Here is a 25,060-nt window from a genome sequence, read left to right on the forward strand (position 1 = left end):
ATCAACGGCTCCAACTCACCCCACTGTGCGTCTGACAGCATCACGTCTCCTCATTCGAAACCGAGAAAACGCCAAAATTCGCAATCCGTTCAGGCGACGACAGGCCCTAGCCGGTCCGGAGTGCTGCCGGTGAGCTTCCCGTGGTCGGACATTGGCACCTGGAGTGCTTTGTGGGAGATTTCGGACCGGAACGCTGACGGCAACGCTCTGCTCGGCCGGGTAGCGGTGAGTGACACCCGCAACAGTCTGGTCCATGCCTTCGGCGAGATCCTGGCCACGGTGGGCGGCCTCAACGATGTGGTTATGGTGACAACAAACGATGCGGTGTTGGTGACGAGCCGGAGCGCTGGGGCGGAGGTGAAAGGCTTGGTCGAGAACCTGCGGCGGCGAGGCGAGCCAGAGGCGGACGCGCCCCGATTGATGTACCGGCCCTGGGGCTCCTACCAGCGCATCGACATTGGGTCGCGCTTCTAGGTGAAGCGGATCAGCGTGAAGCCGGGCGGGCGACTGTCGCTGCAGAAGCACCACCATCGGGCCGAACATTGGATGGCGGTGCGCGGCGCCGCAGAGGTCACGGTCAATCAAGCTGTCACGCTCGTGCACGAAAATGAAACGATCTACCTACCGATCGGTAGCGTGCACCGGCTGGCTAATCGAGGCAAGATTTCTCTCTCTCAGATCGAGATGCAGGCCGGTGGTTATACTGGAAAACACTATCTTATCAGAATTGGGAATATGTATGGAAGATCAGAAGATTGCATAAAATATATGATTGCATTGCATATAGTTCATTAATCTAGAATTTAACTATGATAGCTGGAATGTATATTTTAATGATACCAGCGAGCTTTGCGATCGGCATGTCGATGGTAAAGCATCGGCCGGTTGGGTGCACCGAGGAAAATGGCGAGCAGCAATCAACTGAATCGGGTTCCGCCGCATCTTTTCGCCCCAGCGTTGGGCTTGGCACTGAAGCAGCGGACGAACTCCCGGTGATCTTGAAGATCGGCGAAGGCTCGCAACGAAGCGCCGACACTACGGGGTTCCTCAAGCTATGCAAGCACGATATATGACATCAGCGTGATTTCGAAACGATCGCCAGCCGGGTACATCAAGGCACGTCGCGTATGGCGATGAAACGATCAGCAAGGTTATAAGCCCCATGCCGAAATATCTTTCCGAATGTGAAATTGATATATTCAACCCCTACGCCCCTGAGGTCGCACGACTGGGTCCAGACTACATAATCGATCATACAAACATTTTGCAAAATCCGTTTTTGCAAATCTTGGGAGCGCGGTGGCTCGTCGCTCAAGAGAGCGATGATGGACCATCACGAACGATCACTGTACCTGATATGACGACTAAAAATCCAATCATAACAGTTGATTTCTATTTCAGTAATTTGCTAGATGCGTTCAGCAAGGTGGGCGGTATCGAGTCTTACCAATCACCGATCTTTGTATTTTCAGACCTACCTGGAAGCATGGCCCATCCCGGCGTTCGGGGGGCGGCACTCAATCAGTTTTTGTCCGCGCACTCCGGTCAATATGAGACCGTATTCTCATATGAGTCCTTTTCCGAACTCGGGTCAGCACCAACTCCGGTCGTACCTTTAGGATGTGCGCAGTCGTGGCTGCCAATCACCAATCACAACGATAGGATTATATTTCTTGATGAACCTCATGAAACTTTGGTAGACATCCTCGATGATTCGACGGACATAAGAGTAGCCCTATATTTACACGCCGTCAAAACATGTAAAATATTATACAGTATGGATTTTTCAATAGTCTCATTTTATCGGAATAAAAGCGATAAAATGGAAGAATTTTTCTTGAAAAATAATTTTATCAAAAAAATCGATAGCAGTGGCTGGATACCATTTCGAAATCTTGCTGAACATTACTCGAAGGCAACATTGTTCTTTTCGTTCTTTACTGAAACTCATGGATACGCGATTTATGAAAACATGCAACTTGGAAACGGTATCATAACATACGCCGAGACTTTCGATAATTATAGACTTCAGCATATGCAAGGTGGGCCGCTACTATCGATATATAATACACCCACGGTCTGCGCAAACGTTGTATCCGAATACTACGACCGATACGTAAAGTATGATTTGAAAGACCAAATCAGAAACAAAAGCCGCGAAAAATACGCCGCCGAAACATTCATGCGCAGGCTGAGACAATGCCATGCATTCAACTCGCCAATTGTTTAGGGGAACGTAATCTTAAATAAAGCAGGTAGACCAACGCATCGTACGATACAGGCTCCGATCTGCAACAACATGATGCTTCCGTCCATATCCGCCCGATCGTGTCGCTACGGTGGGACGATCGGGCGGCGCTGGCCCTACAGTGTCGATGGAAAGATGTTAGAAATGAAAAAAAATGAGAGGCCGTCACATTGGGATGTGCCAGACAGTCTAAAGCTCTACGCCGATTTTCTCGAGCGTGCGGCCTTCTTCTCCGATCGCGCGAGCCGTGATTATATACTCGCCGCAAGGAACATCATAAGATGTTATCCTGAATTAATGAATCTTGTCAAGCCGGATGTGATCGACGCCCAGCACTTCAGAGTCATAAAAGAACTTGTGTCAATATCCCGTCAAGATGAGCGCGAAGGCAAGGATCAGGTCGGGATAGAAAGGGGCGAAAATGAAACCTTCGCGGAAGTCCCCGCCGGAAGGGTCGCCTATTATCGTGCCTCGACAACGATCCTGAGAGAAAAAATATCTGGCCCGCGTAATACTATAAACTACCAACGGCTATCAGCGCGTGAAAGCCATATCTCAGCCGTGGCTTCGCTACAGGAACATTTTGAAAGGAACACGTCGGCTATCAAATTGATTTCAGACCCATCAGAAGTCCAGCATTATAATCTTTTCCAAATATCAATTATAGAATTTGGATATGATAGCACTTTCGAGCTTAGAAGTAACTATGCAACACACTGCAATGATACAAATGTACTGCGAAGCGATTTTCACGATTCAACTAATCCTTTTTTCTCTGGCCCTTATCTAGATCTTGCGCCAGGCATCTATCGTCTAGAGATGACGCTTCGCAGCTCGCAACCATCTAGTGTTAAACTCAATATTATGAGAAAAAAAACCCATACAAACGCGGTCATTCACGCTGAACATAGGCACCTGATTGCAGGAGAAAATCAATTAACTATTGAGTTCACATGGAACCATGAACTAAATGGAGGAGTGTACGAAAGTGTTTTACGAGTTAACGATAATATTTTCCTTTCTCTTGAATTGAAAAAATATAATTTAGTTTATGTCGCCCCCCTCAAATCACTAAAGTAAATAATAAATGCCTAATTTTGATGAAACTCGTACGACCATGTCCCTCGCCATTTGTAGTTACTTTGCCTCCAGCTCGGACGATGATGCTGGCCATAGACTGAAACGGCGTGCAAGGGAGTATGGATCCCATCACGCACTGCGCCGTATCCGTGAAGCCTGCGGCGGGGGCCGCATCCTCCGCCGTGATATGGCAAGAGGGAACAGGAGCCGGGGGCATAGGTGCGGGAGACACAGAACCGCTGTGGTGATGGTGGATCGCGAGAACTATATTTGTGCACGAGAATGAGGCTACCTACCTTCTGGCTGGCGGAGACTTTCGACTGTTGAATTTATGAAAGATTTTGCCGGAATGGAAAGGTCTCTGTTGAGGCCTGCACCTGTGGGAACGATACCATCCACGTCAAAGGCAGCTTCGAACGATGACTTACGTTAATCTAGAATGCAGAAATTCAAATTTTAAGGCAGGTAGCAAATTGACCATACACCAGTATCATTCTGGCAACCACCCACGTGATGCTATCACAAATAGTATGTTTGAACTACAAGGCGCACTACATAAGATTGGGATTAACAGTAAAATCTTTGCAGAGACAATCCATCCTGAACTCAATGGTCGTATAGAATTATTCGATAAGCATCTTGTTGAAGAAAATGATATTTTGATAATTCGGCATTCATTTGAAAACGGGTTGATCGATAAAGTTTTGTCGACTCCATGCCGCAAGATACTTCTGTATCACAACATTACGAAGCCAGATTTCTTTTCCAAGAACGATCCTCTGAGAGCTGCCGCGATCACGGCCTATCAGCAGTTGTGGCAGCTCAAGGATGCCATTGATGGAGCGATCTGCGACTCAGAGTTCAACGCTAGTGCTCTTAGGCAGCGCGGCTTTAGTAACGTCAAGTCTATCTGCCTCCTTTCTAACTTCAAGGATCTTCCATCGAAGCCATATGTTGGCGAGCCTTTCAATCACTTTGATGATGTCTGGCATTTATTGTTCGTGGGACGGATTTGTCCAAACAAAGGGCAACACCACCTTGTCAGAGCAATTCCGAGGATTGAGGAACGCCTTGGTAAGAAAGTACGTCTGACGCTCTGCGGTCATGCTGACCATGGAAACTCATACCTCGATCTGATCAATGGCATTATCAAGAAGCATGATCTTCATAATCAAGTGCAGATTAGAGGTTCCGTATCGAACGAGCAACTTTATGGGTATTACCGCGCAGCAGATGCTTATGTCAGCTACAGCCAGCACGAAGGCTTTGGTGTCCCCCTGATCGAAGCGATGGCGTTTGGTACCCCTGTCTTCGCATACGCTACAACAGCAGTACCGCGCACCCTAGGCGGCGCCGGTCACCTCCTCGAAACCTTAGATCCTGACGAGCTCTGCGATGCGTTCGAAATGGTGTTCAAGTCGCGGACGTCACGACGCCGTTTCATCTCGAAGCAACGTTGTCGCGCCGTTGATCTCTCGATTGAAAATACCTTCACTTCTCTAATCGAATTCCTTGCAGATTTATACCCATCGAAATATGTCCTCAGAGACATACTGCCCCAAGCGACACCGCGTGCGGCCAGAACCGAACAAGTCATCGTCGAAGGTCCGTTGGCGGGATCCTATTCGCTCTCGCAGGTCAATCGCGCCTTGGTAGCCGCGATTGACAAAGGGCCAGACCGACAAGTCGTAGCGTTGCCGCGGGAAGGAACGGACGATTACCGTTTCGATTTCAAGGAGCTGAACAGAAGCCCTGAGCTCCTTGAGCCCTTGCGGCGCAAAGTCGATATCTCTGCTAGAACTATCAGCCTGCGCAATATGTATCCGCCGCGGGTTCGCGGGAACATTTCTGATATCAGATTACATTATTTATACTGGGAAGAGAGTAGACTCCCAGTCGATATCGTTAGACAGATCAACATGCAGCTCGATGGGCTGCTAGCCCCAACAAACTACTGCGCCAAGGTGTTCCGGGACAGTGGCGTCCATGTTCCAATCGCGGTCGTCGGGAGCGGTCTTGTCACGAATCATCGGGTAACTCCGCCGAAGCCGTGGAAAAAGCCGTTCATATTCCTACACGTCTCGTCCGGTCTCCCTCGCAAGGGCATACGCGAACTGATCCAAGCCTATGTGACCGCGTTCTCGAAGCAAGACGATGTCCTGCTGGTAATTAAATCTTATGAAAATGTTTCAAGTATCATCGATGAGACGATGGTGGAAATATATAATGGTGCTGGCAATGCTCCTCAGATAATTGTCAATAATGACAATCTCAGCGAAGAAGAAATGGCTCGTCTGTACAGCCTGGCAGATGCAATCGTTCTTCCCACGAGAGGTGAGGGCTTCAACCTGCCGGCAGCTGAGTGCCTAGCCGCCGGCAAGCTCTTGTTGGTCACCGGTACCGGCGCACATATGGATTTTTGCAACGAGCAAAACTCTATCCTCCTCAATTATAGTTACGAATATTCTACTAGTCACTTAGCAGAGGCTACATCCTACTGGGCTGTGGTCAATGTACAAGATCTAGCGATGCAGTTGCGGCGCGCAAGAGCGAACGAGATTTCCGTGGTTCCGGAATTGTCGTATCCGTGCAAAGACTGGAACGTAGTAGTGGAAAATATCATGACCTTCGCTGAGACAATCGATAGCGATCGGCCTCTCAAGGAGACCATCAAAATTGCATCTATATCAACGTTCAACACAAAATGCGGAATAGCAGTTTACAATGCTGCTATATGCAGGTCGTTATCCAAGACGATCTTCGATGTGCAATTTTGGGCGACGAACGAGTCTTCTCTGGATCTCTGTAAGGAAGCGAGCTCGGTTCTTCGGATATGGCAGCACCTCGACGGTAACTTCCATATATTATGTCAGAAGGCAGTCGACGAGAATTTTGACGCCGTGCTCGTTCAATTCAATTTTGGTTTTTTTGAGCTCGACGATCTCGTAAAAGGTCTTAATATTCTTAAATCCAATCAAGTACCGCTTCATATTGTTTTTCATAAAACTTCGGACTCGTTCATCGGTAGCCGGAAGGTGAGCCTATCAACTTGCGCAGATGAACTCAAAATAGTGGACCGGATCTATGTGCATAGTGTCGACGATGTGAATTATTTGCAATCACTTGATATCCACAACAATGTTACCCTAATTCCTCTCTATATCGACGAGTATCCCCGTCTACCAGCTTCAGGTATTCGCGCGGCCCTGGGGCTTCCCGTGGGTGCTCCGGTCGTCGCAACTAACGGCTTCTTGCTCCCCAACAAAGGCGTCATCGACCTTATCCTGGCGTTCGCGCTTTTCAAAAAGCAGTTTGATCAAGCTCATCTGATTCTGGCGACGGCCGTCTTTCCTGCCAAAGATTCTGAGGATCTTGCGGACACTTGCAGGCAACTTATCCAATCACTTGACCTGTCGTCGAGCGTGACGATGATGACGGATTTTATGGACCTTGAGCAAATCAATATCTTGCTTTCGGCTGCGGATGTAATCGTGTATCCCTATGGATATTCGGAAGAATCGGCCAGTGCTTCCGTTCGGCAAGGATTGGCGGCGCGACGTCCCGTCGTAGGCACCAAAACACCCATCTTCTCCAACATTCAAAATGTGATCGATATCATTGACGATGTCACGCCGGTCGGAATATGCCGTCGCATATCCGAGATCATTGGCGACGCTGGCCTTCGCGATCAAATTAAGAATCGAATTGAAGCTTTCTGCCGGGGGCAAGGTCCTGATGACGTAGCAATGATCATAAGCGCAAATATTCAACATGACATCATGAATTCAAAAAACGTTGAGTTCCCCCTAATTTCATCGGCAGATCGTCAGTCCGAAACGCCGTATCCTGCGTCCTCCGCGGAGATATTGGCTTATTCCGAGATCGTGAAGCGCGATCTGTCCAGCGCGGAGCGAAAGTACGTGTCGGATTTTGCGAATGCCGCCGATGACGTGTTTGCTGACGTACTTCTCTCCCTACACGTTGGCGACGAACCGTTTGACTTGGCGAGAGCGCAGTTATCGAGCATGAATGTCCTCAAGGCGCCGACAGACGAAGTCGGGCGGCTGCATCACTTGGACGGCGATCAGTTCGTAGAGGGCTGCTACAAGCTTCTCCTCGGCCGTGGCGTCGACGAAGGGGGCCGCGAGACATTCAACAACATTTTGCTGAGCGACCCGCACCATGGGAAGACTCGTGTCATCCACGCGATCCTCCAGTCGGAGGAATTCAAAATCAGGATCCGTAGAGAAATCACGCAGTAGAGCTCTCACTCGGGGGTCTGTCGCAAACACAAACAGATCCCCGCTTACGAGTTATTAACCATTCCTGCCCAGCCTGCCGTCGCTACTCGGAGCAGGCCCATGATCGTCAATGCCGTCTCCCTCAAGCTGAAGCGGCAAGCCCGAGGCGACCTCCGGGGAGGGGCTGGGCCCATCGGCGATCGCCCGGCAGCTGGGGATCGGCCGAGCCAGCGTCTATGGCCTGATCGGCTCAGGAAAGGACGTAACAACCCCGGAACCGTAGCGACAGACGCCCGCAGCCGGATCAGCCGCACGCCCTCACACTTCGGCTGCCGATCCGCTGCACAATCGGCAGCCCGAGTGTGCATGCACCCGATTGCCCGATCCTCGCCTCGAACAGGAGGCGGGGATGGTTGCAACCGTCGGCAAGGGGGGCGATCCAGGCTATTACCTGCGCTGCAGCACGTACTATCTCGGCGGTCAAGAGCCCAAGGGCATCTGGCTCTCCCAGCCCGATACCTTCGGCATCGCTCCCGGCACTGAGGTCGAGCCCACGCTGTTCGAGTGGCTGCACGCCGGGCTCGGTCCCGACGGCCGTGTGCTGGTGCGCCAACCGCCCGGACGCCGGGTCGGTAATTTCGACGTCACGCTCTCGGCTCCCAATAGTGTCAGCATCGTCTACGCCCTGGCCGATGCGGACCATCGCGCCAGGATCGAGGCCGTGCAGCGTCAAGCCGCCGAGGCCGTGGCCGCCCTCCTCAACCGCGAGGCGTGCTTCATTCGCCGCGGGCGCGGAGTCCGGATCGTTCTGTCGGCCAAGCGCAGCATTGCGGCCTTCCAGCATGCCGAAGCACGGCCTGCCCGACACATGGACGGGCGCAGCTTCGCCGATATGGCTCTGCATACCCATCTCTGCATCGCCAACCTCGGCGAAGCTCAACTCACTGACGCCCAGGATCAAACCCTTACCGTGCATGGGGCCATCGACGGGCGCGCCATCTACGCGCTCAAGATGGCCTGCTGCGCGGTCTATCACGCCAGCCTCGCGGCGGGCCTGCAACGACTTGGCTACGCCATCACGCCCACCGGTCGTAACGGCACCTTCGAGATCGCCGGCCGCGACGGACCGGCCATCCATGAGCCTATCAAGGCCTACTTCTCCGCCCGGCGTCGTCAGGTCGAAGAGCGTCTGGCCGAATATCCGCTCGCCAGCGCCGCTGCTCCCGCGCTCGCTGCAGCCGTCAATCGAGCAACGCGCAGCAACAAGCTCACTTCCGACTCCGACCGCTTCCGGTACTGGCGCGAGCGGGCCGCCGAACAGGGCCTCGGGCCGGACTTCTTACCGGGGCTGCGCTTTGCGAGCACGCAATCCCTCAATGTGCAGGAACACGTGGTTCGTTCCCGCATCGATGTTCTGCCGGACGTCCTCACTCAGAACCAGTTTGTATTAGAGCGCCGGCACCTCGTTGCCGCGGTCGCCGCAGCCCTGGTCGGCACGGGCGCGGGACCCGAGCGCGTCGAGACGGAGATTTCCCGGCTGAGCACCGGGGACCGGCTGAGTGTCCTCGGGCATGACCGCTACGGACATGCCTTATTCTCGACGCCTGAGCTTGTCGCCATCGAACACGCGCTCGTCGGCCACGGCCGGTACTTGGCCGCTCGACCTTGACCGGCGGCGGCTAGACTCGATCGGGCGTGTGCGCAAGCCGGTCTCTCGGACGAGCAGCGTGCGGCCGCCCATTTGGCCACGGGACCAACTGCGCTCGCGCTGATCGAGGGAACTGCCGGCTCGGGCATGACCACGATCTTGGGACTGGTCACGACCCGGTATCACGGTCTGGGCAAGACCATTCTCGCCACCGCTACGGCGTGGCGCGCGGCGCAGATGCTGCACGAGGAACTCGGCGTCGAGGCTCGGGCCGTCGACAGCCTGCTTGCCCGGGCGCGCACGGATCGAACTGTACTCGATTGCAACACCGTGCTGCTCGTCGACGAGGCCGGCCAGATCGGTTCGCGCGCCATGCATAGCCTCCTCACGCTCGCCCGGGAGCGCGGTGCCAAGGTCGTGCTGGTGGGTGATCGGCCCAGCTTCAGGCGATCGCCGCCGGACCGGCCCTGCGCCTGCTGGCCGAGGTCAGCGTTCCGGCCCGGATCGCAACCATCGTGCGCCAGCGCGCGTCCTACGCCGTGAAGCGGTGACCGCGATGTCGGAGGCACGTGTTCCAGATGCTATGCGCATCTTCGGCCGACACGATCTCGTCGAGGAGCAGACCGGGGCGCGGGCAACCATTCAGGCCGCGGTCAGCGCCTGGATGGGTGAGCAGGAGCGTGCTCCTGCTGCAACGCACCTGCTCATCGCCAAGTCCAACGCGGTGGTGCGCGCGCTCAACACCGAGATCCGGGTGCGCTGGCGCGCATCGGGCCGGCTGAGCTGACCCGAGCACAGGGTTGCGGCCGTCGATGCGTCCGGCCGCAGCTATCGTCTCGGCCTCGCGTTCGGGGATCACATCCGCTTCGGCCTGCGCAACGACGCAATCGGGGTGATCAATGGGACCACGGCCTGGGTCGAGCGGGTCGCGGCCAAGCCTGATGGCCATCTCGCCCTGATCGCGCGGATCGGCAGCGTGCCGATCCGCTTCTCGACCCGGGATCTCCTGGATGCCGAAGGAGGCGTACGGCTCGGGCACGATCTCGCGGTGACCGCCTAGGCTTCGCAGGGGTTGACCGCCGAGAGTGCGACCGTCGTGCTCGATGCGAGTTTCGACCGGCACGACAGCTACGTGGCGCTTAGCCATTCGCGAGGCCCGACCCGGATCGTGCTCGATACCGGGCTGCTCGATGCTCGAGTCCGCGCCGAGCGCGATCCGGACGCAGCCAGCGGACCGGCGACGCCGGAAGCACGGATGGCCTTTCTTGGCGCACGCCTGTCGCGCCTCAACCGGAAGATCACCACGCTCGATCTCGGTGCGACCACCAACACCCTGCCGTCAGCCGAACGCGCTCTGCAGCGCGGCCAAAGCCTCGATCTCTGACCGCGATCCAGGCTGGCGGAGGCCTCGCTGCACAATCGGATGCTCGACTGTGCAGGGTCGGAACGGGGCGATGGTGACGGGGTCGAGGCAAGCCCTCGCCGATCCGTCCCGAGGCTGAGCCGGACACGGGATAGGCGGATCGCGCAATCGCCACAAAAGGGAGTTTCCCATGGCGACTGGACCCGTCCCCCACCCCACCTCCGGCCAGGGCACCGGCAATGCCGCGGTGTTCGAGCGCGCGAGGCTCGTCCGAGAGGTCGTCATCGACCTCATCAGGCAGGCCGACCCGGGCTGCTTCGACATCGCCGACGCGGTGGTGAGCGATGCGCTCGGCCTGCCCGGAAGGGGCGAGCACGCCTACCGGCTCGAGAAGGGCCTGGCAGCCCTCGACGAGACCCGGCTCGCGGCGCTGCTGCCGCGGGTCGAGGGCATGCTAGCCCTGGTGACGGCCTACGCCGCCCACTGTCCGAGCTGAGGACCTCCGGGGCCGGCGGCGACGCTGGCCCCTCCCCCAGATCCGATCGAGCGTGTCACCAGCAGTGATCCCTGGCGCGCGGGCCCGTCTTCTCAGCGTCGTCCCAGGAGTTGCGTCATGGCCAGGACCCCGAAGAGCCACGCCCTTCCCGTCACCGCACCCGGCGTGTTCACGACCTTCTGCCAGGACTCGGCCGTCGGCAAGACGACCCAGGCCACGGTCCTGGCCGACTACTTCGCCCTGGCCGGCCACGCCTGTGTCGCCTTCCAGTCCGACGACAAGCCGCGCCTGCAGCAGATGCTGGGAACCGCCGTCACCAGCTAGCGCCCGGACCCCGAGCGCCTGCTGACCGAGCCGGCCCTGCTGCGCACCGCGCTGACGCCGTTCTACCCCGCCTGTGCCGAGATCCGGACCAGTGGCGCATCAGTCCTGTTCGATACAGGCGCCAAGGACGCCGAGATCGTCTGCGACTACATGCGCGAGGTCGACCTGGAGCAGGATCTGCGTGACTGGGGCGTACCGATGATCGCCTTCGTCCTGGTTCAGGCTGATCCCGAAGCCATCGAGGGGGCGGTCATGACCTGGCGGGCTCTTCGCAAGGCTGTGCCTTCTGCCCGCCTGGTCCTGGTCGAGAACCGGTTCGATCGCGGCGCGCCGGCGGCTCTACGAGACGCAGCTGCAGCCCCTGATCGGGGAGGCACCTCACCTCGTCATGCCGGCGATGCTGACCGACTTCTGGCAGCCCGTCGAAGAGGCGGGCATGCGCTTCATCAAGGTCATGGCGCTCGACGCAGCCGAAGGGGCGGACCGCTTCAACATGCCGGTCGGCGACTTCAAGCTCGTGCGCGACCACATCACCCGCTTCTTCCAAGCCATGTCGGCCGAGCTCGCCAGGGTCGTCATCCTGCCGAAGGAAGGCCGCTGATGTCCTCGCCCGAGGTGCCTGAGCCGGGACGGATCCATCCCGTCATCGACTTCGCCCGCAATCGGGCGGAGGAGCTCGCCGAACTCCAGACCCGCACCCGCGAGCTGGTGGCGGCCTGCCTGTCGCGCGGCTCAGCCCGACCTCGATCCCGACACGCTCGTCTTCCTCGATGAGACGGCGACCGCCACCAACATGGCCCGCCGCTAAGGCCGCGCCCCGCGCGGCGAGCGCTGCCGGCTCCTCGTCCACATAGGACTACCGGGACGATTAGGTTCTCACCAGATAGGGACAATATTATTCTCTTGGTCTAATATCGATTAAACTAGAATGACGGACAACGCTGACATAGCTACTGACCGCTAATAATGTTTTTTATCACGTCAAGTCGAGCCTGATAACGGTTAGCAATTGCGACCAATCCGAATTCCTCATGCACGACTCTGCGAGCTTCATCACACCGTTGACTTACTTCGATAGGGCTAGAAAAAACTAAACGCATCGTTGAGGCGGCGGATTCGATTGATGGATGCGCCCAACGACTACCCCGTTCAACAAATATATATTCGTTTTGATTCGGTGTAACGAGCTCATAGTCAACCAGCCAAGCCGTTTCGGTTCTGCAAAACTCGAGATTACCAGAGTATGCCGTTGCAATAACAGGTATGCCCAGTTGCATGGCTTCTATAAGTCCGAAGCCCCAGCCCTCCGACCTGTGGAGTGAAACATAGGCATTGCACAACTTCTTAAAGGCGAGCAGATCATTATAGCTAAAAGTTTCATCAATGATTCTAATTCTCGGATCACGCCTCACAATATCATCAATCGCCTGCCAAACCCTAACCTGATGTGGATCGTCTACTCGAGTTCGGTTTTGAGTTTTCAATATTAAGCCAACTCTCTCACTTCCAGCGGCAGGAAAGGCGTGTTGGAAAGCGGCCAAGACACCGAGTGGATTTTTGCGCTCCACGAAAGAGAACGAGTCAAAAGTCGCTAAGAAGTAGAAAGTCTGCTCATCAAGCCCAAAACGATCTCTGGTTGTCGAGCTGAATTCTGGCAGTGCTTCGACTGCCATTCCAACGTTGATAACGGGTACCTCGGCAAACTTTGCGTATATCTCGCGATTATACTCAGATGAAACCCATATTTCATCGAGCATTCTTAGGGCAAGCGAATGACATCTAGGTAGCTGATCAAGTTCCCAGAAAAAATAACCAATATTGTAGGAGTGGCGATAGACATTTGAGTCCAAATAAGCAAATGCTAAAGGAATAGATTCCGCGTTCAAATGGAGTAAATTAATTTGTTTTGGAGTAGTAAGTTTTCGGGTGCGGACTGATGACGTAAATCCGACTGGCGCCGGATTATCTAGGCCGAAGTCCAGAATCGATATGTCCTGTCCAGCTTTACCAAGCACATCTATCGATAATCGGGTTGCTTGCCCGAGACCAGAGGTCGCACGAGTTGGACCGATGACTGCCACGCCGACTTCGAGGCCACTCGTCGCTTCCACAATGATGCTAGGATCAGGCTTGAAACAGAGACCAGCATTCATCTCAGAAGTCTTTGAACGAGTCGCTCGTGAAAAAGCATACCCGTTGCGGTTGAGATGCGCATTCAATTGTTCAATCAGCTTCTTAGCAGATTGCTTTGGGTCGGCTCGGCCAGTTGTATCGTATTCCATAAAGTCCTTGAGTGTTTGCGAAATAAGCTGAAGAAAGTCGTTCGAAAAATCCTTATCAGTCTGTCTAGTGTGCGGCGCAAGCAATGCGGATACGGAAGAGCGAGGCAGAAATCTCGCATAGTAGGGACGTTCTGCACAACGCAGCATCACTACAGCCGTCAAGACAGCCCTGGAAACCGCGGACTTTAGATCGAGAGTTGTAAGAGACGGGTCGAGCTCCCAAAGCCGTCTCAGAAAATAATTAATGGGATAGGTTTGATATGTGTCTCGCCCATCGCTCTTAGTCAGCAACGAAACCTGTTGATCTGTAATCAAATCACCATTCGGGGCAACCAATGGAGATCGCTCTACACACCACCAAAAGGTAGCTTCTTGCAACGCAGCTTCATTGCGCAAATCATAACTCTTTGAAGGCTCATTGAGGATGAAACTATATGCAGCGATACTAACTTCGCAACGAAGACCTATTATCGGTATTGGCGAATTGAGAAATTCAATTTGCTGTTTAGAGAGTGGTAATGGCAAAGCGCGATGTGGACCATAGCCTGCTAAATACCAGTGCAAAATTTGCAACCGCTCACCTAGATTGCCGGTCAACGAGAAATGCTGGTCCTGCTTGAAGCGGTGATGCTCGAAATTGACATAGCGAGTGATTAGCCCCTCAGGATCTATGTCTGGGGACTCAGTTTCAAACAGCACGTCTGGCTGAGATCGGGTGCGATACGTAATATTTGTGATATTTGCGCGGCTTTCTTCCTTCACCGACGAAGTTGGATTAAGTAACTTCTGTGCTTTATACGCTTCCATCCGTAGACAATTAGAGGCCACAGGCGATCGCGCTGCCAACTCTGCAAGATTAATTCGAACTGGCGAGCCGTGCAGCTCTCTCCCATGTTCGAGAGTATAGATACGAATTTGCGACCCTATGCTTGCCAACCCCTTAATCGAAACGTCGAACCCGTGTTGTCCATTGCCCTTACCAGCGTTTCGCAAATCTTGTCTATCGACATTAGCAAGTGCAATGATTGGGTCGTCTAGACCATCAATGAGTATTTTGATCAGCAAGGCACGTTCGGGAGCGGCGGTATCATATGCCCACCCAACGACACGCTCATCATCAACGATGTCAATAACACCTTCGATGGTTTGATGGACAGTTTGTTTCTGCACCAATGCCCTTCGAAAGATTTTCATCTTTTTTCTCGCGTGCTTGAGCAGCATGGTTGAATCCTAAAAATTGAATTTTAGGAAATTGATGAGTCAGTCGCTGGTAGATTGATTTATACGCAGGCGTGCCGCATGCAAGATTCGATGTATTGTAGTCTCGATTGGGATCGACGGCTTCCATCCAACGGCTTCGATCAAAGCAGTTGGATTTCCTGCTGCGAATGGTATCTCTGCGGGACGCATGCGATCTGGTGACAGTCGTATTTCGAAATTCACATTGGCATGCTTTTTAAGCATCACGAGTAATTGATCTATGGACCGAGCGTTGCCAGATGAAACATTGAAAATTGCTGTTTGTGGAAGCTTATCACTTGCATCGACGACAGCTCGATAAGCATTAGTCACGTCTTCGACATCTAGGAAGTCACGTTGCGCTGAAAGGTCACCGACCTCGACGACCGGTGCTGCGAGCCCAACTTCAATTCTAGCGATCTGCCCAGCGAAGGACGCAATGACAAAGCGCTCATCTTGCCCAGGGCCAATATGATTGAATGGACGAAGTATTACGTATGAAGTGCTAGTTGATCCTAAAATATCTGCGACTAGGAATTCTCCGGCCCTTTTCGTGCGTGCGTAAAGATTCGCTGGCAAAGGTATTGTGTCTTCAGTAAGTGAATCACCAGCTAAAAAGGCGCGACCATACACCTCACCCGAAGAAATGAATATAAACTGGGCACCAGCGGCATACTTCGTTACCGCTGTGCAAAGATTCAGCAATCCACCGACGTTATTGTGCCAGGTTTGCGCTGGGGAATTAGCGGCCTGATGCACAGACGAAACCGCGGCTAGATGTAGGATATGGGTGGGGACTAAGCTTTGTATTAATCTCTCTACACTTTCGCTATCCAATAGGTCTAATTTGCAATTTTCAACATCGATGTGCGTAGGTAAAGACGATCGACCTGCTAAAATAATGCGATCTCCGGGTTCGCGTTCTCGCATAAGGTTAGCTAGCATATGCCGCCCTACGAAGCCTCCTCCACCGGTGATCAGCAGGCGGCGGCTATCTCTTGTTCTCTCATTCAAAGGTCATAGTTCCCGTCATTGAACCGGTACTTCTTGAAAAAGTACCGGCCCAGGTTTGACATCTATGATTAAGCAAGCGCTCCTATCCGAGCAAGATCTGCATCAACCATCTCGCAGATCATTGCTTCAAGACTAGTTTCTGCCCGCCAGCCGAGCGCTTTTTCTGCTTTTGCTGGGCTTCCCAGAAGTACTTCCACCTCGGCAGGGCGAAACAACTTTTCGTCGATAACCAAATGGTTATCTGGAGTTAGCCCAACATGCTCAAATGCTATGTTACACATATCACGCACTGTGGTTGTACGGCCCGTAGCAACAACATAATCATCCGGCTTGTCTTGTTGTAGCATTAGCCACATGGCTTGAACATAATCCTTAGCGTGTCCCCAATCACGCTTCGCATCTATGTTCCCAAGTCGCAATTCCGTTGCCAACCCGGCTTTGATTCTCGCAACTCCGTCAGTCACTTTCCGGGTAACGAATTCGATGCCTCTTAGTGGGCTCTCATGGTTGAAGAGGATACCATTTGATGCATGTAGCCCGAAACTCTCTCTATAATTCACGGTCATCCAATGAGCGTAGAGCTTAGCTACTCCATAGGGAGATCGCGGATAGAACGGCGTTGACTCACTTTGGACATCTTCTTGGATAAGCCCAAACATCTCTGACGAGGATGCTTGGTAGAAGCGGGCCTGAGGGGCGAGGGTTCGTACACATTCAAGTACATGAACAGCGCCAATTCCGGTAACTTCACCAGTCAAGATAGGCTGCTGCCATGAAGCGGTAACGAAAGACTGCGCAGCAAGATTGTAAACCTCGTCTGGACGCACTTCTTGAAAAATTCTAGCTAAACTTGACAAATCGATCAAGTTACCGTCGAGCAGAGTTACTTTGTCAGCGATATTCAACCACTTTAAACGATGATCGAATACGCCAGCATGACTAGAGCGGCGCACCACCCCATAGACTTTGTAATTTTTTTCGAGCAAAAGCTGTGCCAAATAGGCTCCATCTTGGCCAGTTATGCCTGTAATAAGTGCGCGCTTTTCGCCCATAGTTAGCTCCAGGTTATATTTAGATGCCACGATGATCAAGCACTCGAATCGAGCGACGTGTGACGCAGCAGTCACCTCACGTCAACCCCGACCGTGCCATCCGAATTTTTCCTTATGCTTTGGATGATCCTAATATCAAACTCTCTTCACAAAATAAGCACATGTCGAGTTAAGACAATCCTAGAATCTGAAAATCGCGATTTGATGAGTGTGATTATAAGCATATTTTGCGGTATAAGCGGTTCTTCCAGCCTGCCGGGAACGCGGACGTCTTCGATTAGGAACTGGCAAGTGAGTACGGCATCATCATCGGGCTGCGCTCAGTGGAGCTCCGGGTGCGTTCCTGGCAGCCGGAACTGAAGGCGCAATAGCAGGCGACGTGACCTTGCCCCCTGTTTGCCCCCGTTCATAACCAGAGTCCGTTCTGGTTTTGGTCTTGTTTAGACTGGGCTGCAAACGCGTTCGGGGTGAGCCCGCCGAGGTTCGTGTGAGGGCGGCAGGTGTTATAGTCCACCCGCCACGCCTGGATGAGGGGCCGGGCCGCCGGCAGGCTCCGGAACAGATGCTCGTTCAGACACTCGACGCGCAAGCGCCCGTTCAAGCTCTCGACGAAGCCGTTCTGCTGTGGCTTGCCGGGCGCAATGTAATGCCACGCGATCGCACGCTCCTCCTGCCGGCGCAGGATGGCGTGCGAGGTCAACTCTGGTCCGTAGCACATCGGGAAGATGGCTTGACGGTTCTGGGGCGGCGCGCGAAGCCATGCTGAGGGCAGCGCGCCGCACTGGGCGGTCATGGCCGATCAGCAGGTCTCTAGAGTGACGGTGTTCGAAGCCTCATTCCGGAGACGGATCGACCATGACCAGACCACAGCTTACGCCGCCGACCGGCGTTCTCGTAGCCATCGACGTCGCCAAAGCCCGCAACGAGGTCTGACCTGACCGGTATTTTGGACCGGGCCAGTTGCGAGGCTACTGCATGGTGGTGGCCATGGGTAGCCGGAAGGCTAGATCCGAGAAGCTGACAGGCGCGGGCGGCCGGTAGCCCAGCGACGAATGCGGCCAGACACGGTTGTAGGTGTTCTGCCATAGGCCAATTACGACCTGTGCTTCTCTCAGCGAGTAGAAGATCTCTGGCGTAGGCACTCATCGCGCAGCTTGCCGTTGAAGCTCTCGCAATACCCGTTCTCCCACGGCGAGCCCGGGGCGATGTACTGGATCTGAGGGCCCGTCTTGGCGACCCATTTGCAGAGTGCCTTCGAGATCATCTCAGGACCATTGTGGCACCGGATATGCTCCGGGATGCCGTGTAGGCACATCGCGTCGGCCAGCGCCTCAATCACACCAAGGCTGTTGATGCGCCGCGCCACCTTCAACGCCAGGCACGTCCGGCTATGCTCGTCGATCAGCGTCAGGATGCGCAGGCTTCGCCCGTCGTGCGTCTGGGCCCGCACAAAGTCGAAGCTCCAGACGTGATTGCGGTGGAGCGGTCGTAGCCGCACGCACGAACCGTCGTTCAGCCACAAGCGGCTGCGGGGTCTCTGTCGGCTAGGGACCTTCAGCCCCTCGCGACGCCAGATGCGCTGAACCCGATCCTTGCCGACCTGCCAGCCGTCTGCTTGCAGCAGCGCGGTGACACGGCGGTAGCCGTAGCGCCCGTACTCAGATGCCAGGGCAACGATGGCGCGGGTCAGCTCATCCTCGTCGGCCGGCACGGTCGGCACGTAGCGTTGTGTGCCGCGGTGCTGGCCGACGATCCGGCAGGCGTGACGCTCGGAGAGACCATACTTCTCCCGGATCCCGTCCACTGCCTGCCGGCGTCGCTCGGGGGCTACAAGTTTCCCGAGGCGACGTCCGCCAGCACCTGCTTCTCCAGGGATAGGTCAGCCACGAGCCGGCGCAACCGAGCGTTCTCGCGCTCAAGATCCTTCATCTTCCTGGCTTGCTCGACCTGCAGGCCGCCGTACTCCTTGCGCCAGCGGTAATAGCTCTGCTCGGAGATCTCCGCCTCCTTGCACGCCAACGCCAAGCTCTTGCCCTGGGCTGTCTGCACCTCGATCTGGCGCAGCTTGAGCACCACCTGCTCCGCGCTCGTCTTCTGACCTCGCCGCATGTCCGACTCCTTCCGTTCCGGCTGATCCTCTCAATCAGCCCGGCCCAAAGCCAGCCGGTCAGGTCACCACGCGACTGCCCGCTCTTCCTGCCCGCGCAGGATGGCGTGCGAGGTCAACTCGGTGCCGTTGTCCGAGACGATCATCACCGGCTTGCCTCGGCCCGCGATGATCCGGTCGAGTTCGCGCGCGACGCGCCGTCCGGACAGCGACGTATCGACCACCAGCGCCAAGCACTCCCGCGTGCAGTCATCGACCACGACGAGGATGCGGAAGCGCCGCCCATCGTCGAGCGTGTCGGAGATGAAGTCGAGGCTCCAGCGCTGGTTCGGCTCCTGGGGCACGGCGGCCGGCGCTCGCGTGCCAAGAGCTCGCTTGCGCCCACCCCGCCTTCGCACCGACAGCTGCTCCTCCCGATAGTGGCGGAACAGCTTCTTGTGGTTCAGCGTGAGGCCCTCCCGCCGCAAGCTGAGATCAGCAGGCGCCGGTAGCCGAACCGGCAGCGCTCGCCGGCCAAGCTGCGCAGGCGCACCCGCACAGCCGCATCGTCACCCCGCGTTGAGGCGTAGCGGTACGTCTTCGGGGCCAATCCGATCAGCCCGCAGGCGCGACGCTGCGAGTAGCCCTTCTCCTCGATGGCCCAGCTCACGGCCGTTCTCCGTGCGCCGGGCGTCAGAAGTTTTTTCCCAAAGCCTCACGCAGCGTCGCCACGTCGAGCATCGCGTCGGCCAGGAGCTTCTTGAGCTTGCGGCTCTTCGCGTCGAGCGCCTTCAGGCGGCGCGCGTCTGAGACCTCCATGCCACTGTAGCGTGAGCGCCACGTGTAGAACGTCGCGTCGCTGATGCCATGACGGCGACAGATCTCAGCGACCGGCAGCCCAGCCTGCTGCTCCTTCAGGATGCCGATGATCTGCTCTTCGCTGAACCGGCTCTTCTTCATCGTCCGTCTCCTCATCGACGGACCCTCGCTTCAGAACGAGGGCAGGCCAGGGGGCAAAGTCAGCGCCTCGCCAAGGATCCGCTCCGACCTCCGCCAGCTCACGTTGCCAGCGCGCGTGCACGTGCTTCGTGTTCGCGGGTGCCTCGACGGTGCGTGAGCAGAACCAGCTGCTCACGCACTGCGTCGGTCCTCCCGTTGAGGACAAAGCGCGAAAGCGGGACGGCGGCGGAGTGGTTGAGGCGATACTACTCCGCGTTCCTGTCCATCACCGCTGCTGCTGCCGCGAGACCCCACCGAACCAGGTCCTCGGCTGCCTCGGCCGACTTCGCTTCCGCGTAGCAACGCAGTTCGGGTGCGTTGCCCGATGCCCGGAAGTGGATCGTCCGTTCGCCATCGAGTCCGATTCTGACCCCGTCCTGCTCGTCAACCGCTTGCGGCATCCCGACGGGGCGAAGGAAATCCCGACGGAACGTCTCATCCGTGAGTTGCCGGAGGAGAGCGCTGCTCCGCTCCGCAGCGACGTTGGGGAGACGATTGCTCGCAGTCTCGCCGACGTCAAGCGCGACGACCAGATCAGCCAGCGGCGTTGCGGCCTCCCGTACCGCGGCCAAAGTTGCCAAGATCGGCAGTACCGCGTCGCGCGTCGGTAAGCCTTGGAGGACCTTGGCACCGACCGGACAATCTGACCCGAGCAGGAACCCACCATTTGCCTCGAAGCCGCAGATGACCTTCGCACCATCCCTCGCGGCCTGCTCCATACCGGCGATCACGAAGGGGGAGCCGACCTTGGTACGCAGCACGCGCTGGAAGCCACCTGCACGCTCGATGGCGGAGCCGGCTGTCACGGGCACGACGACTGTATCGGCACCAAGATACCGGGCTGTGATGAGCCCGAGAACATCCCCTCGCACGATGCGACCAGTGCCATCTGCGATCAGAGGCCGATCCGCATCACCGTCGGTCGTCACGAGCGCGTCGAAGTCACCTGATGCCATGCTATCGCGGATGCATGCAACGTCCTCTGGCCGATGGGCCTCGGTATCAATCGGAACGAACAATTCGGATCGGCCGATCGGCACAGCGTTGGCCCCGAAACCGGCGAGAACGTCGATCAGCAGGTCGCGAGCGACGGAACTTTGCTGGTAAACAGCAATCTTCTGACCGGACAGCATGTCCGCATTGAAAGCATCGAGGTACCGACGGCGAAAACGCGCGATCGCGTCTGGTTCCTGCCTCGCCGGGACAGCTGGAGGAAGAGGAGCGCCTGTCGTGACCTCACCGAGAGCTGCCAGAATTGCGGCTTCGTCAGCTTTGGTGATCTCGCCATCGGCGCGATAGAACTTTAATCCGTTACGATCCTCGGGGATGTGGCTGCCGGTGACCATAACGGCGCAACTTCCACGCCGCCGCGCCTCGAGGGCGAGGGCGGGCGTCGGCAGCGGGCCGCAATCGATTGCCGTGAGGCCGGCGGCCGCCGCGGCTGTGGCAACGGTTGCAGCGATCCCCGCGCTGCTGTTGCGCAGGTCACGCCCGATCACGACCTCTCGGCTGGCTCCCGCTTCCCTGCCGACCGAGGCGAAGAACGCGGCAGCATAGGCAAAGCTAGGCTGCCCTACGAGATCCGTCACGAGGCCGCGCAGTCCGGAAGTTCCAAATTTCAAGCTGCTCATGAGTCTCCGCTCGCGGAAGGATGCAAAGGCGCCTCGGTCGGGATGTGCCGGTGCTCGGACTCACCGCGCATGCGAGAGTCCCTACTTCGGCTTATCATAGAGGACGCGCGCCACCACCACTGATCAGGACCTCTCCCTCCAACTCGCCGCCCTCGCTGTCACCGGATGCAGCGTTATCCGCTCCGGGAAGGTCACCGGGGCCACTGTCACTGGCCGCGCCGAGCTGCGCACGGTCATGGATTTTATCGGTAAGAGCGATACCTTCGTGGTCACCCGCATCGATTGCCTCGCTCGCTCCCTCGGCGATCTCCAGGATATCGTGCGTAAGCTCGCAGCCTATCGACATGGGCATACAGACGATCCGGGATCGCCAGTGCGGCCCAACGAGCGCTGGTCGATGGACTTCGTCTCCGACGCGCTCTTCGACGGCCGCTGGCTACGAGCCCTGACGGTGATGGATGCCTTCACGCGCGAGGCTCTAGCGATCGAGGTCGACGGGGCAATCGGCAGCAGCCTGCAGATCGGCTCGACTCTGTAGGCCTCTCGATGATCGTCGATGAAGCTGATCATGGCCGCGGCCGGCGGTCGAGTTCCGCCATGACAAAATAGGCCGACGCTTTGCGCAGGATCTCGTTGGCTTGGCGCAGTTCGCGGTTCTCTCGCTCGAGCGCTTTGATTCGCTCACGCTCGTTCGTCGTCTGGCCAGGCCGCACGCCCTGAGCGCGTTCAGACTGGCGCACCCAGTTCCTGACTGTCTCGCCCGAGCAACCTATCTTGGCCGCGATCGACTGGATCGCTGACCTTTGCGAGCCATGCTCGCCCTCGACGTCGCGCACCTCGAGGGAAAACGGGGCTGTTCGCTTCGTCATGGCTCCATTCTCTCAAGAGTTAGAGCCTCCGAAAATCCCGGGGCGGTTCATGGCTGCGCAAGGGCTTCGGGTTCTCAGTGGCGTGGACGGTGAGGGAGCAGAACCAGCTGCTCGCCACCTGCTTCGGACTTTCTCTCCTGAACAAAGCGTGAAAATGAAAGGCGGGGAGGCCCTTCTGCGGCCTGAACTCGAGTTTGCGACAGGCCCCAGTAGAGTGTCGGGGCTGACCGGCAGGCCGAGGCGCCCAGCCAGGCTTGCGCCGGCTTCACCACCGAGCGCGAGACCGAGGTGGTGCTGGAGGTCGCCGAGGCGGTGAGTGCAGCGTGCGCGGGCCTGAGCAAAGCCGGCGAGGCGCTCAGCAAAGACACCGCGAGGGCAATGGGGCTGCGGGCAACGCCATCGCCGCGTCTGGACCGCGATGACGAAGCGCCGGCCTTGCCATGGACGGTCGGCCAGGATGCGAGTGTAGCGTGAGTGAGGCCTAGCCAAGATCTCCCCGCACCCCGGGCAGCCGGCGGTCGTCGCGCGGGGATGAGTACGGATGATGATCTGGTCAGGCTCGAGGTCGACCTGATCGACGACGAGACCGGCAGGGATGAGGGGCAGCAGGCTTTTGGGCACCAACTCAGATGTGCAGGCCAGTCCTGATGTTCACGATCTGTGCGGCTCCGTGACTCGCCGTCTGGATGCACCACAAATGCCGGAGAGCCAGTTTCACAACGGCAGCTACAGTCTCGGCGGCGCTGCTCCGCCCACCCAAAACCGTAGTTTTAAAGTCGCTACGCGCGTGTGCGCTGGCGAGCCGTTTTGCTGAGCGTGAGGAACGGATCGCACGCAGCACAAGACACGATCTATTGATATTCAATTTGTAGCTTGACTAGTCCAATTCCAAGTTTTCGGGTATCAGGACTATTATCAATCTCGTTATTTGCTCTAAGATTGCGAAAATCAATCTTCATTAGTATTCTATCGGTAGGTTCTAAGTTGGCAAATGCTGAGATATAAAGCGGCTCGGCGTTTGACTCTGAATCATCAAGATCGAAGATGCGACATTCGTTGAGCATAATAGATAAGCTCGTACCGCTACTTGATCTCATCGCCGGACTTAAAACACACTGCATTTTCAGTCTTATTGTGCTAGAAATCTTCTGCAAAGGAAGGATTAATAGAGCGCTATCTTCAACTGTCCAGATACCCCAATCTTCCGGGAAAAAGAACCCATGGCAGCAATATGCGAGATCAATATCACTAAATAATATGGTCGACTTGGAGCGAACTAATGATATTTTGTCGTGAATATTATATCCGAAATGATTTCTAAATTTCTTGCATGTGTACCTGACAAGCTGCGCTTGCCGCTCGCTCAACACTTCGCAATACAGCCCGGATGCTCCCTCTCCGACGTGCCGCGGATGCCAGTGAGTTTCGGCATGATACTGATCAGCAGGTGAAGAATCACTAAAATATTTCTCGTCAGTTAATTTGTCGATGAAGTTGCGCACGTTTTCAGATTTTAACTCCTGGGCAATTTTTTCACACTGAGTATCACTAGCTGTCACTTTCAGAAAATCGGCTATCTCCAGCACCATACTCGCATTTCTACTTTCTGGACTTTCATAAATAAAAATTGCGTGGTCAACGATCGATTTCAGTTCAAGAATTGACAAACAACTTCTATTAACTCGATTAAGGGCATCTTCGAAAGATAAATGAAATTGACGCATAAATGAGGCGACACAATCCAAAGGATCCCTAATTGTAATCAGCACCTTTGCATTGCTGTATTTGATAAAACTTTGAAGAGAGGGATCTGGAATATGTGTTTTAATCAATAATACTTCATCATTATTTTGCAAAAGCTCATTTAACTCCAATATATTATCTGCAAATACTGAAACTATACTATAATCTATACTGACAAGAGATTTTATGACGTTAAACATCCAAGTCGAAGCGCTTCTATACAATCCAAGTGAAACTATAACATTGTATTTATTTATATGCATTTGCGACATTGAAGGGGGTGCCTTATTTTGAAATAACGCTTGCTTTCAACACGGGTGGCTACTCGACCAAAGAATTCGACACCGAAGAGCGCGCGGTGAGCGCAACAGTGACATATTCCCTCGATGTAGAGCACGATGCGATTGAGAGCCTCGTCGAAGATCGGGTGCGTGCCTTCAAGAAGGACGTTGAAGATTTCCTTCCACCGCTTAGCCGTGAACCACTCCCGGACCAGTTCGTCCGGCTAGCCTTCCTACCAGCGCCGCACGCGCCCGATCAACTCATCATCGTTGTAGATCTGCCACGTGCGGGACCGTCCGTCGAGCTCCTGGATCCTGGCCATGTCGCAGGTGGTCGCCATTGCCTGCGTCTCCTAGAGCCGTGCCCTTTCAGGTTGGCTCATAGGCATCGTATCCAGCAGCGGTGATGTAGTTTCGGCACTCATCCGGTCGGACAGCGGCGAACGCGTCCTCGATGGCGGTGG

At 55.7% G+C, this 25,060-nt stretch carries 16 protein-coding genes, 12 pseudogenes and 1 other annotated feature; of the genes and pseudogenes, 18 read left to right on the forward strand and 10 right to left on the reverse strand.

Features of this window, described 5'->3' with window-relative positions; genetic code table 11:
• Window positions 1-108: 108 nt before the first annotated feature.
• The 12 genes and pseudogenes from MFF24_RS26655 to MFF24_RS26710 all read left to right on the forward strand — a co-directional run.
• Window positions 109-795 (forward strand): annotated as a pseudogene (locus MFF24_RS26655) (cupin domain-containing protein); the annotation flags it as partial.
• A 367-nt stretch (window positions 796-1,162) separates the two neighbouring features.
• Window positions 1,163-2,230 (forward strand): hypothetical protein, encoded by a 1,068-nt coding sequence (locus tag MFF24_RS26660; protein ID WP_238228954.1) that lies wholly within the window; start codon window positions 1,163-1,165, stop codon window positions 2,228-2,230.
• A 69-nt stretch (window positions 2,231-2,299) separates the two neighbouring features.
• Window positions 2,300-3,328 carry a hypothetical protein gene (locus tag MFF24_RS26665; protein WP_238228955.1) on the forward strand — a complete coding sequence of 343 codons (1,029 nt, stop codon included), beginning with the start codon at window positions 2,300-2,302 and terminating at the stop codon, window positions 3,326-3,328.
• 530 nt (window positions 3,329-3,858) lie between these two features.
• Window positions 3,859-7,590, forward strand: a complete 3,732-nt coding sequence (locus tag MFF24_RS26670; RefSeq protein WP_238228956.1) for a glycosyltransferase family 4 protein — start codon at window positions 3,859-3,861, stop codon at window positions 7,588-7,590.
• A 388-nt stretch (window positions 7,591-7,978) separates the two neighbouring features.
• Window positions 7,979-9,238 (forward strand): MobF family relaxase, encoded by a 1,260-nt coding sequence (gene mobF, locus MFF24_RS26675; protein WP_238228957.1) that lies wholly within the window; start codon window positions 7,979-7,981, stop codon window positions 9,236-9,238.
• A 54-nt stretch (window positions 9,239-9,292) separates the two neighbouring features.
• Window positions 9,293-9,760, forward strand: a pseudogene (locus tag MFF24_RS26680) (AAA family ATPase); the annotation flags it as partial.
• Window positions 9,761-9,800: 40 nt separating this feature from the next.
• Entirely contained in the window at window positions 9,801-10,004 is a 204-nt protein-coding gene (locus tag MFF24_RS26685; protein ID WP_238228959.1) for a hypothetical protein, read from the forward strand.
• Between the two features lie 105 nt (window positions 10,005-10,109).
• Window positions 10,110-10,277: a hypothetical protein gene (locus tag MFF24_RS26690; protein WP_238228960.1), complete on the forward strand. Its 168-nt coding sequence runs from the start codon at window positions 10,110-10,112 to the stop codon at window positions 10,275-10,277.
• Between the two features lie 12 nt (window positions 10,278-10,289).
• Window positions 10,290-10,601 carry a hypothetical protein gene (locus MFF24_RS26695; RefSeq protein ID WP_238228961.1) on the forward strand — a complete coding sequence of 104 codons (312 nt, stop codon included), beginning with the start codon at window positions 10,290-10,292 and terminating at the stop codon, window positions 10,599-10,601.
• Window positions 10,602-10,770: 169 nt separating this feature from the next.
• The gene (locus tag MFF24_RS26700; RefSeq protein ID WP_238228962.1) at window positions 10,771-11,076 is read left to right on the forward strand and encodes a hypothetical protein; all 306 of its coding nucleotides are present in this window, start codon (window positions 10,771-10,773) and stop codon (window positions 11,074-11,076) included.
• A gap of 117 nt (window positions 11,077-11,193) precedes the next feature.
• Window positions 11,194-11,400: a hypothetical protein gene (locus MFF24_RS26705; protein WP_238228963.1), complete on the forward strand. Its 207-nt coding sequence runs from the start codon at window positions 11,194-11,196 to the stop codon at window positions 11,398-11,400.
• Between the two features lie 388 nt (window positions 11,401-11,788).
• Complete coding sequence (locus tag MFF24_RS26710; RefSeq protein WP_238228964.1) at window positions 11,789-12,001, forward strand: hypothetical protein; 213 nt, start codon at window positions 11,789-11,791, stop codon at window positions 11,999-12,001.
• Window positions 12,002-12,350: 349 nt separating this feature from the next.
• Here MFF24_RS26710 and MFF24_RS26715 read toward each other — a convergent pair whose 3' ends face one another.
• The 3 genes from MFF24_RS26715 to gmd form a co-directional block, all read right to left on the reverse strand.
• The gene (locus MFF24_RS26715; protein ID WP_238228965.1) at window positions 12,351-14,903 is read right to left on the reverse strand and encodes a glycosyltransferase; all 2,553 of its coding nucleotides are present in this window, start codon (window positions 14,901-14,903) and stop codon (window positions 12,351-12,353) included.
• A gap of 39 nt (window positions 14,904-14,942) precedes the next feature.
• The gene (locus MFF24_RS26720; RefSeq protein WP_238228966.1) at window positions 14,943-15,935 is read right to left on the reverse strand and encodes an NAD-dependent epimerase/dehydratase family protein; all 993 of its coding nucleotides are present in this window, start codon (window positions 15,933-15,935) and stop codon (window positions 14,943-14,945) included.
• 68 nt (window positions 15,936-16,003) lie between these two features.
• The gene (gene gmd / locus MFF24_RS26725; RefSeq protein WP_238228970.1) at window positions 16,004-16,987 is read right to left on the reverse strand and encodes a GDP-mannose 4,6-dehydratase; all 984 of its coding nucleotides are present in this window, start codon (window positions 16,985-16,987) and stop codon (window positions 16,004-16,006) included.
• Between the two features lie 236 nt (window positions 16,988-17,223).
• Here gmd and MFF24_RS26730 point away from each other — a divergent pair.
• Window positions 17,224-17,355 (forward strand): annotated as a pseudogene (locus MFF24_RS26730) (IS21 family transposase); the annotation flags it as partial.
• A 38-nt stretch (window positions 17,356-17,393) separates the two neighbouring features.
• On the opposite strand, the pseudogene MFF24_RS26735 reads toward MFF24_RS26730, so the two are convergent.
• The 3 pseudogenes from MFF24_RS26735 to MFF24_RS26745 form a co-directional block, all read right to left on the reverse strand.
• Window positions 17,394-17,696, reverse strand: a pseudogene (locus tag MFF24_RS26735) (integrase core domain-containing protein); the annotation flags it as partial.
• 259 nt (window positions 17,697-17,955) lie between these two features.
• Window positions 17,956-19,096, reverse strand: a pseudogene (locus tag MFF24_RS26740) (IS3 family transposase).
• Between the two features lie 66 nt (window positions 19,097-19,162).
• Window positions 19,163-20,033: pseudogene (locus tag MFF24_RS26745) on the reverse strand (IS3 family transposase); the annotation flags it as partial.
• A gap of 125 nt (window positions 20,034-20,158) precedes the next feature.
• On the opposite strand from MFF24_RS26745, the pseudogene MFF24_RS26750 reads away from it, so the two are divergent.
• Window positions 20,159-20,242 (forward strand): annotated as a pseudogene (locus MFF24_RS26750) (IS6 family transposase); the annotation flags it as partial.
• A 36-nt stretch (window positions 20,243-20,278) separates the two neighbouring features.
• On the opposite strand, the gene MFF24_RS26755 reads toward MFF24_RS26750, so the two are convergent.
• Entirely contained in the window at window positions 20,279-21,703 is a 1,425-nt protein-coding gene (locus tag MFF24_RS26755) for a phosphohexomutase domain-containing protein (RefSeq protein ID WP_238228967.1), read from the reverse strand.
• A gap of 118 nt (window positions 21,704-21,821) precedes the next feature.
• On the opposite strand from MFF24_RS26755, the pseudogene MFF24_RS28930 reads away from it, so the two are divergent.
• Window positions 21,822-22,028, forward strand: a pseudogene (locus MFF24_RS28930) (recombinase family protein); the annotation flags it as partial.
• A 48-nt stretch (window positions 22,029-22,076) separates the two neighbouring features.
• Window positions 22,077-22,208 (forward strand): annotated as a pseudogene (locus tag MFF24_RS26765) (DDE-type integrase/transposase/recombinase); the annotation flags it as partial.
• Here the strand turns inward: MFF24_RS26765 and MFF24_RS26770 are convergent.
• Window positions 22,195-22,572 (reverse strand): annotated as a pseudogene (locus MFF24_RS26770) (transposase); the annotation flags it as partial. The pseudogenes MFF24_RS26765 and MFF24_RS26770 sit on opposite strands and share 14 nt — an antisense overlap.
• Window positions 22,199-22,315 (reverse strand) — a sequence feature (AL1L pseudoknot). (Overlaps the previous pseudogene by 117 nt.)
• A gap of 50 nt (window positions 22,573-22,622) precedes the next feature.
• On the opposite strand from MFF24_RS26770, the pseudogene MFF24_RS26775 reads away from it, so the two are divergent.
• A pseudogene (locus MFF24_RS26775) lies at window positions 22,623-22,724 on the forward strand (IS6 family transposase); the annotation flags it as partial.
• A 136-nt stretch (window positions 22,725-22,860) separates the two neighbouring features.
• Entirely contained in the window at window positions 22,861-23,046 is a 186-nt protein-coding gene (locus MFF24_RS26780; protein WP_238228968.1) for a hypothetical protein, read from the forward strand.
• Here the strand turns inward: MFF24_RS26780 and MFF24_RS29130 are convergent.
• Both MFF24_RS29130 and MFF24_RS26785 read right to left on the reverse strand, forming a co-directional pair.
• Window positions 23,017-23,193, reverse strand: a pseudogene (locus MFF24_RS29130) (ISL3-like element ISAzs13 family transposase); the annotation flags it as partial. The gene MFF24_RS26780 and the pseudogene MFF24_RS29130 overlap by 30 nt on opposite strands.
• A gap of 230 nt (window positions 23,194-23,423) precedes the next feature.
• Window positions 23,424-24,587, reverse strand: a complete 1,164-nt coding sequence (locus MFF24_RS26785; RefSeq protein WP_343898778.1) for a sulfotransferase domain-containing protein — start codon at window positions 24,585-24,587, stop codon at window positions 23,424-23,426.
• Window positions 24,588-25,060 lie beyond the last annotated feature (473 nt).

The organism is Methylorubrum aminovorans (genome assembly GCF_022179725.1).
GTDB classification, from domain to species: Bacteria; Pseudomonadota; Alphaproteobacteria; order Rhizobiales; family Beijerinckiaceae; genus Methylobacterium; species Methylobacterium aminovorans.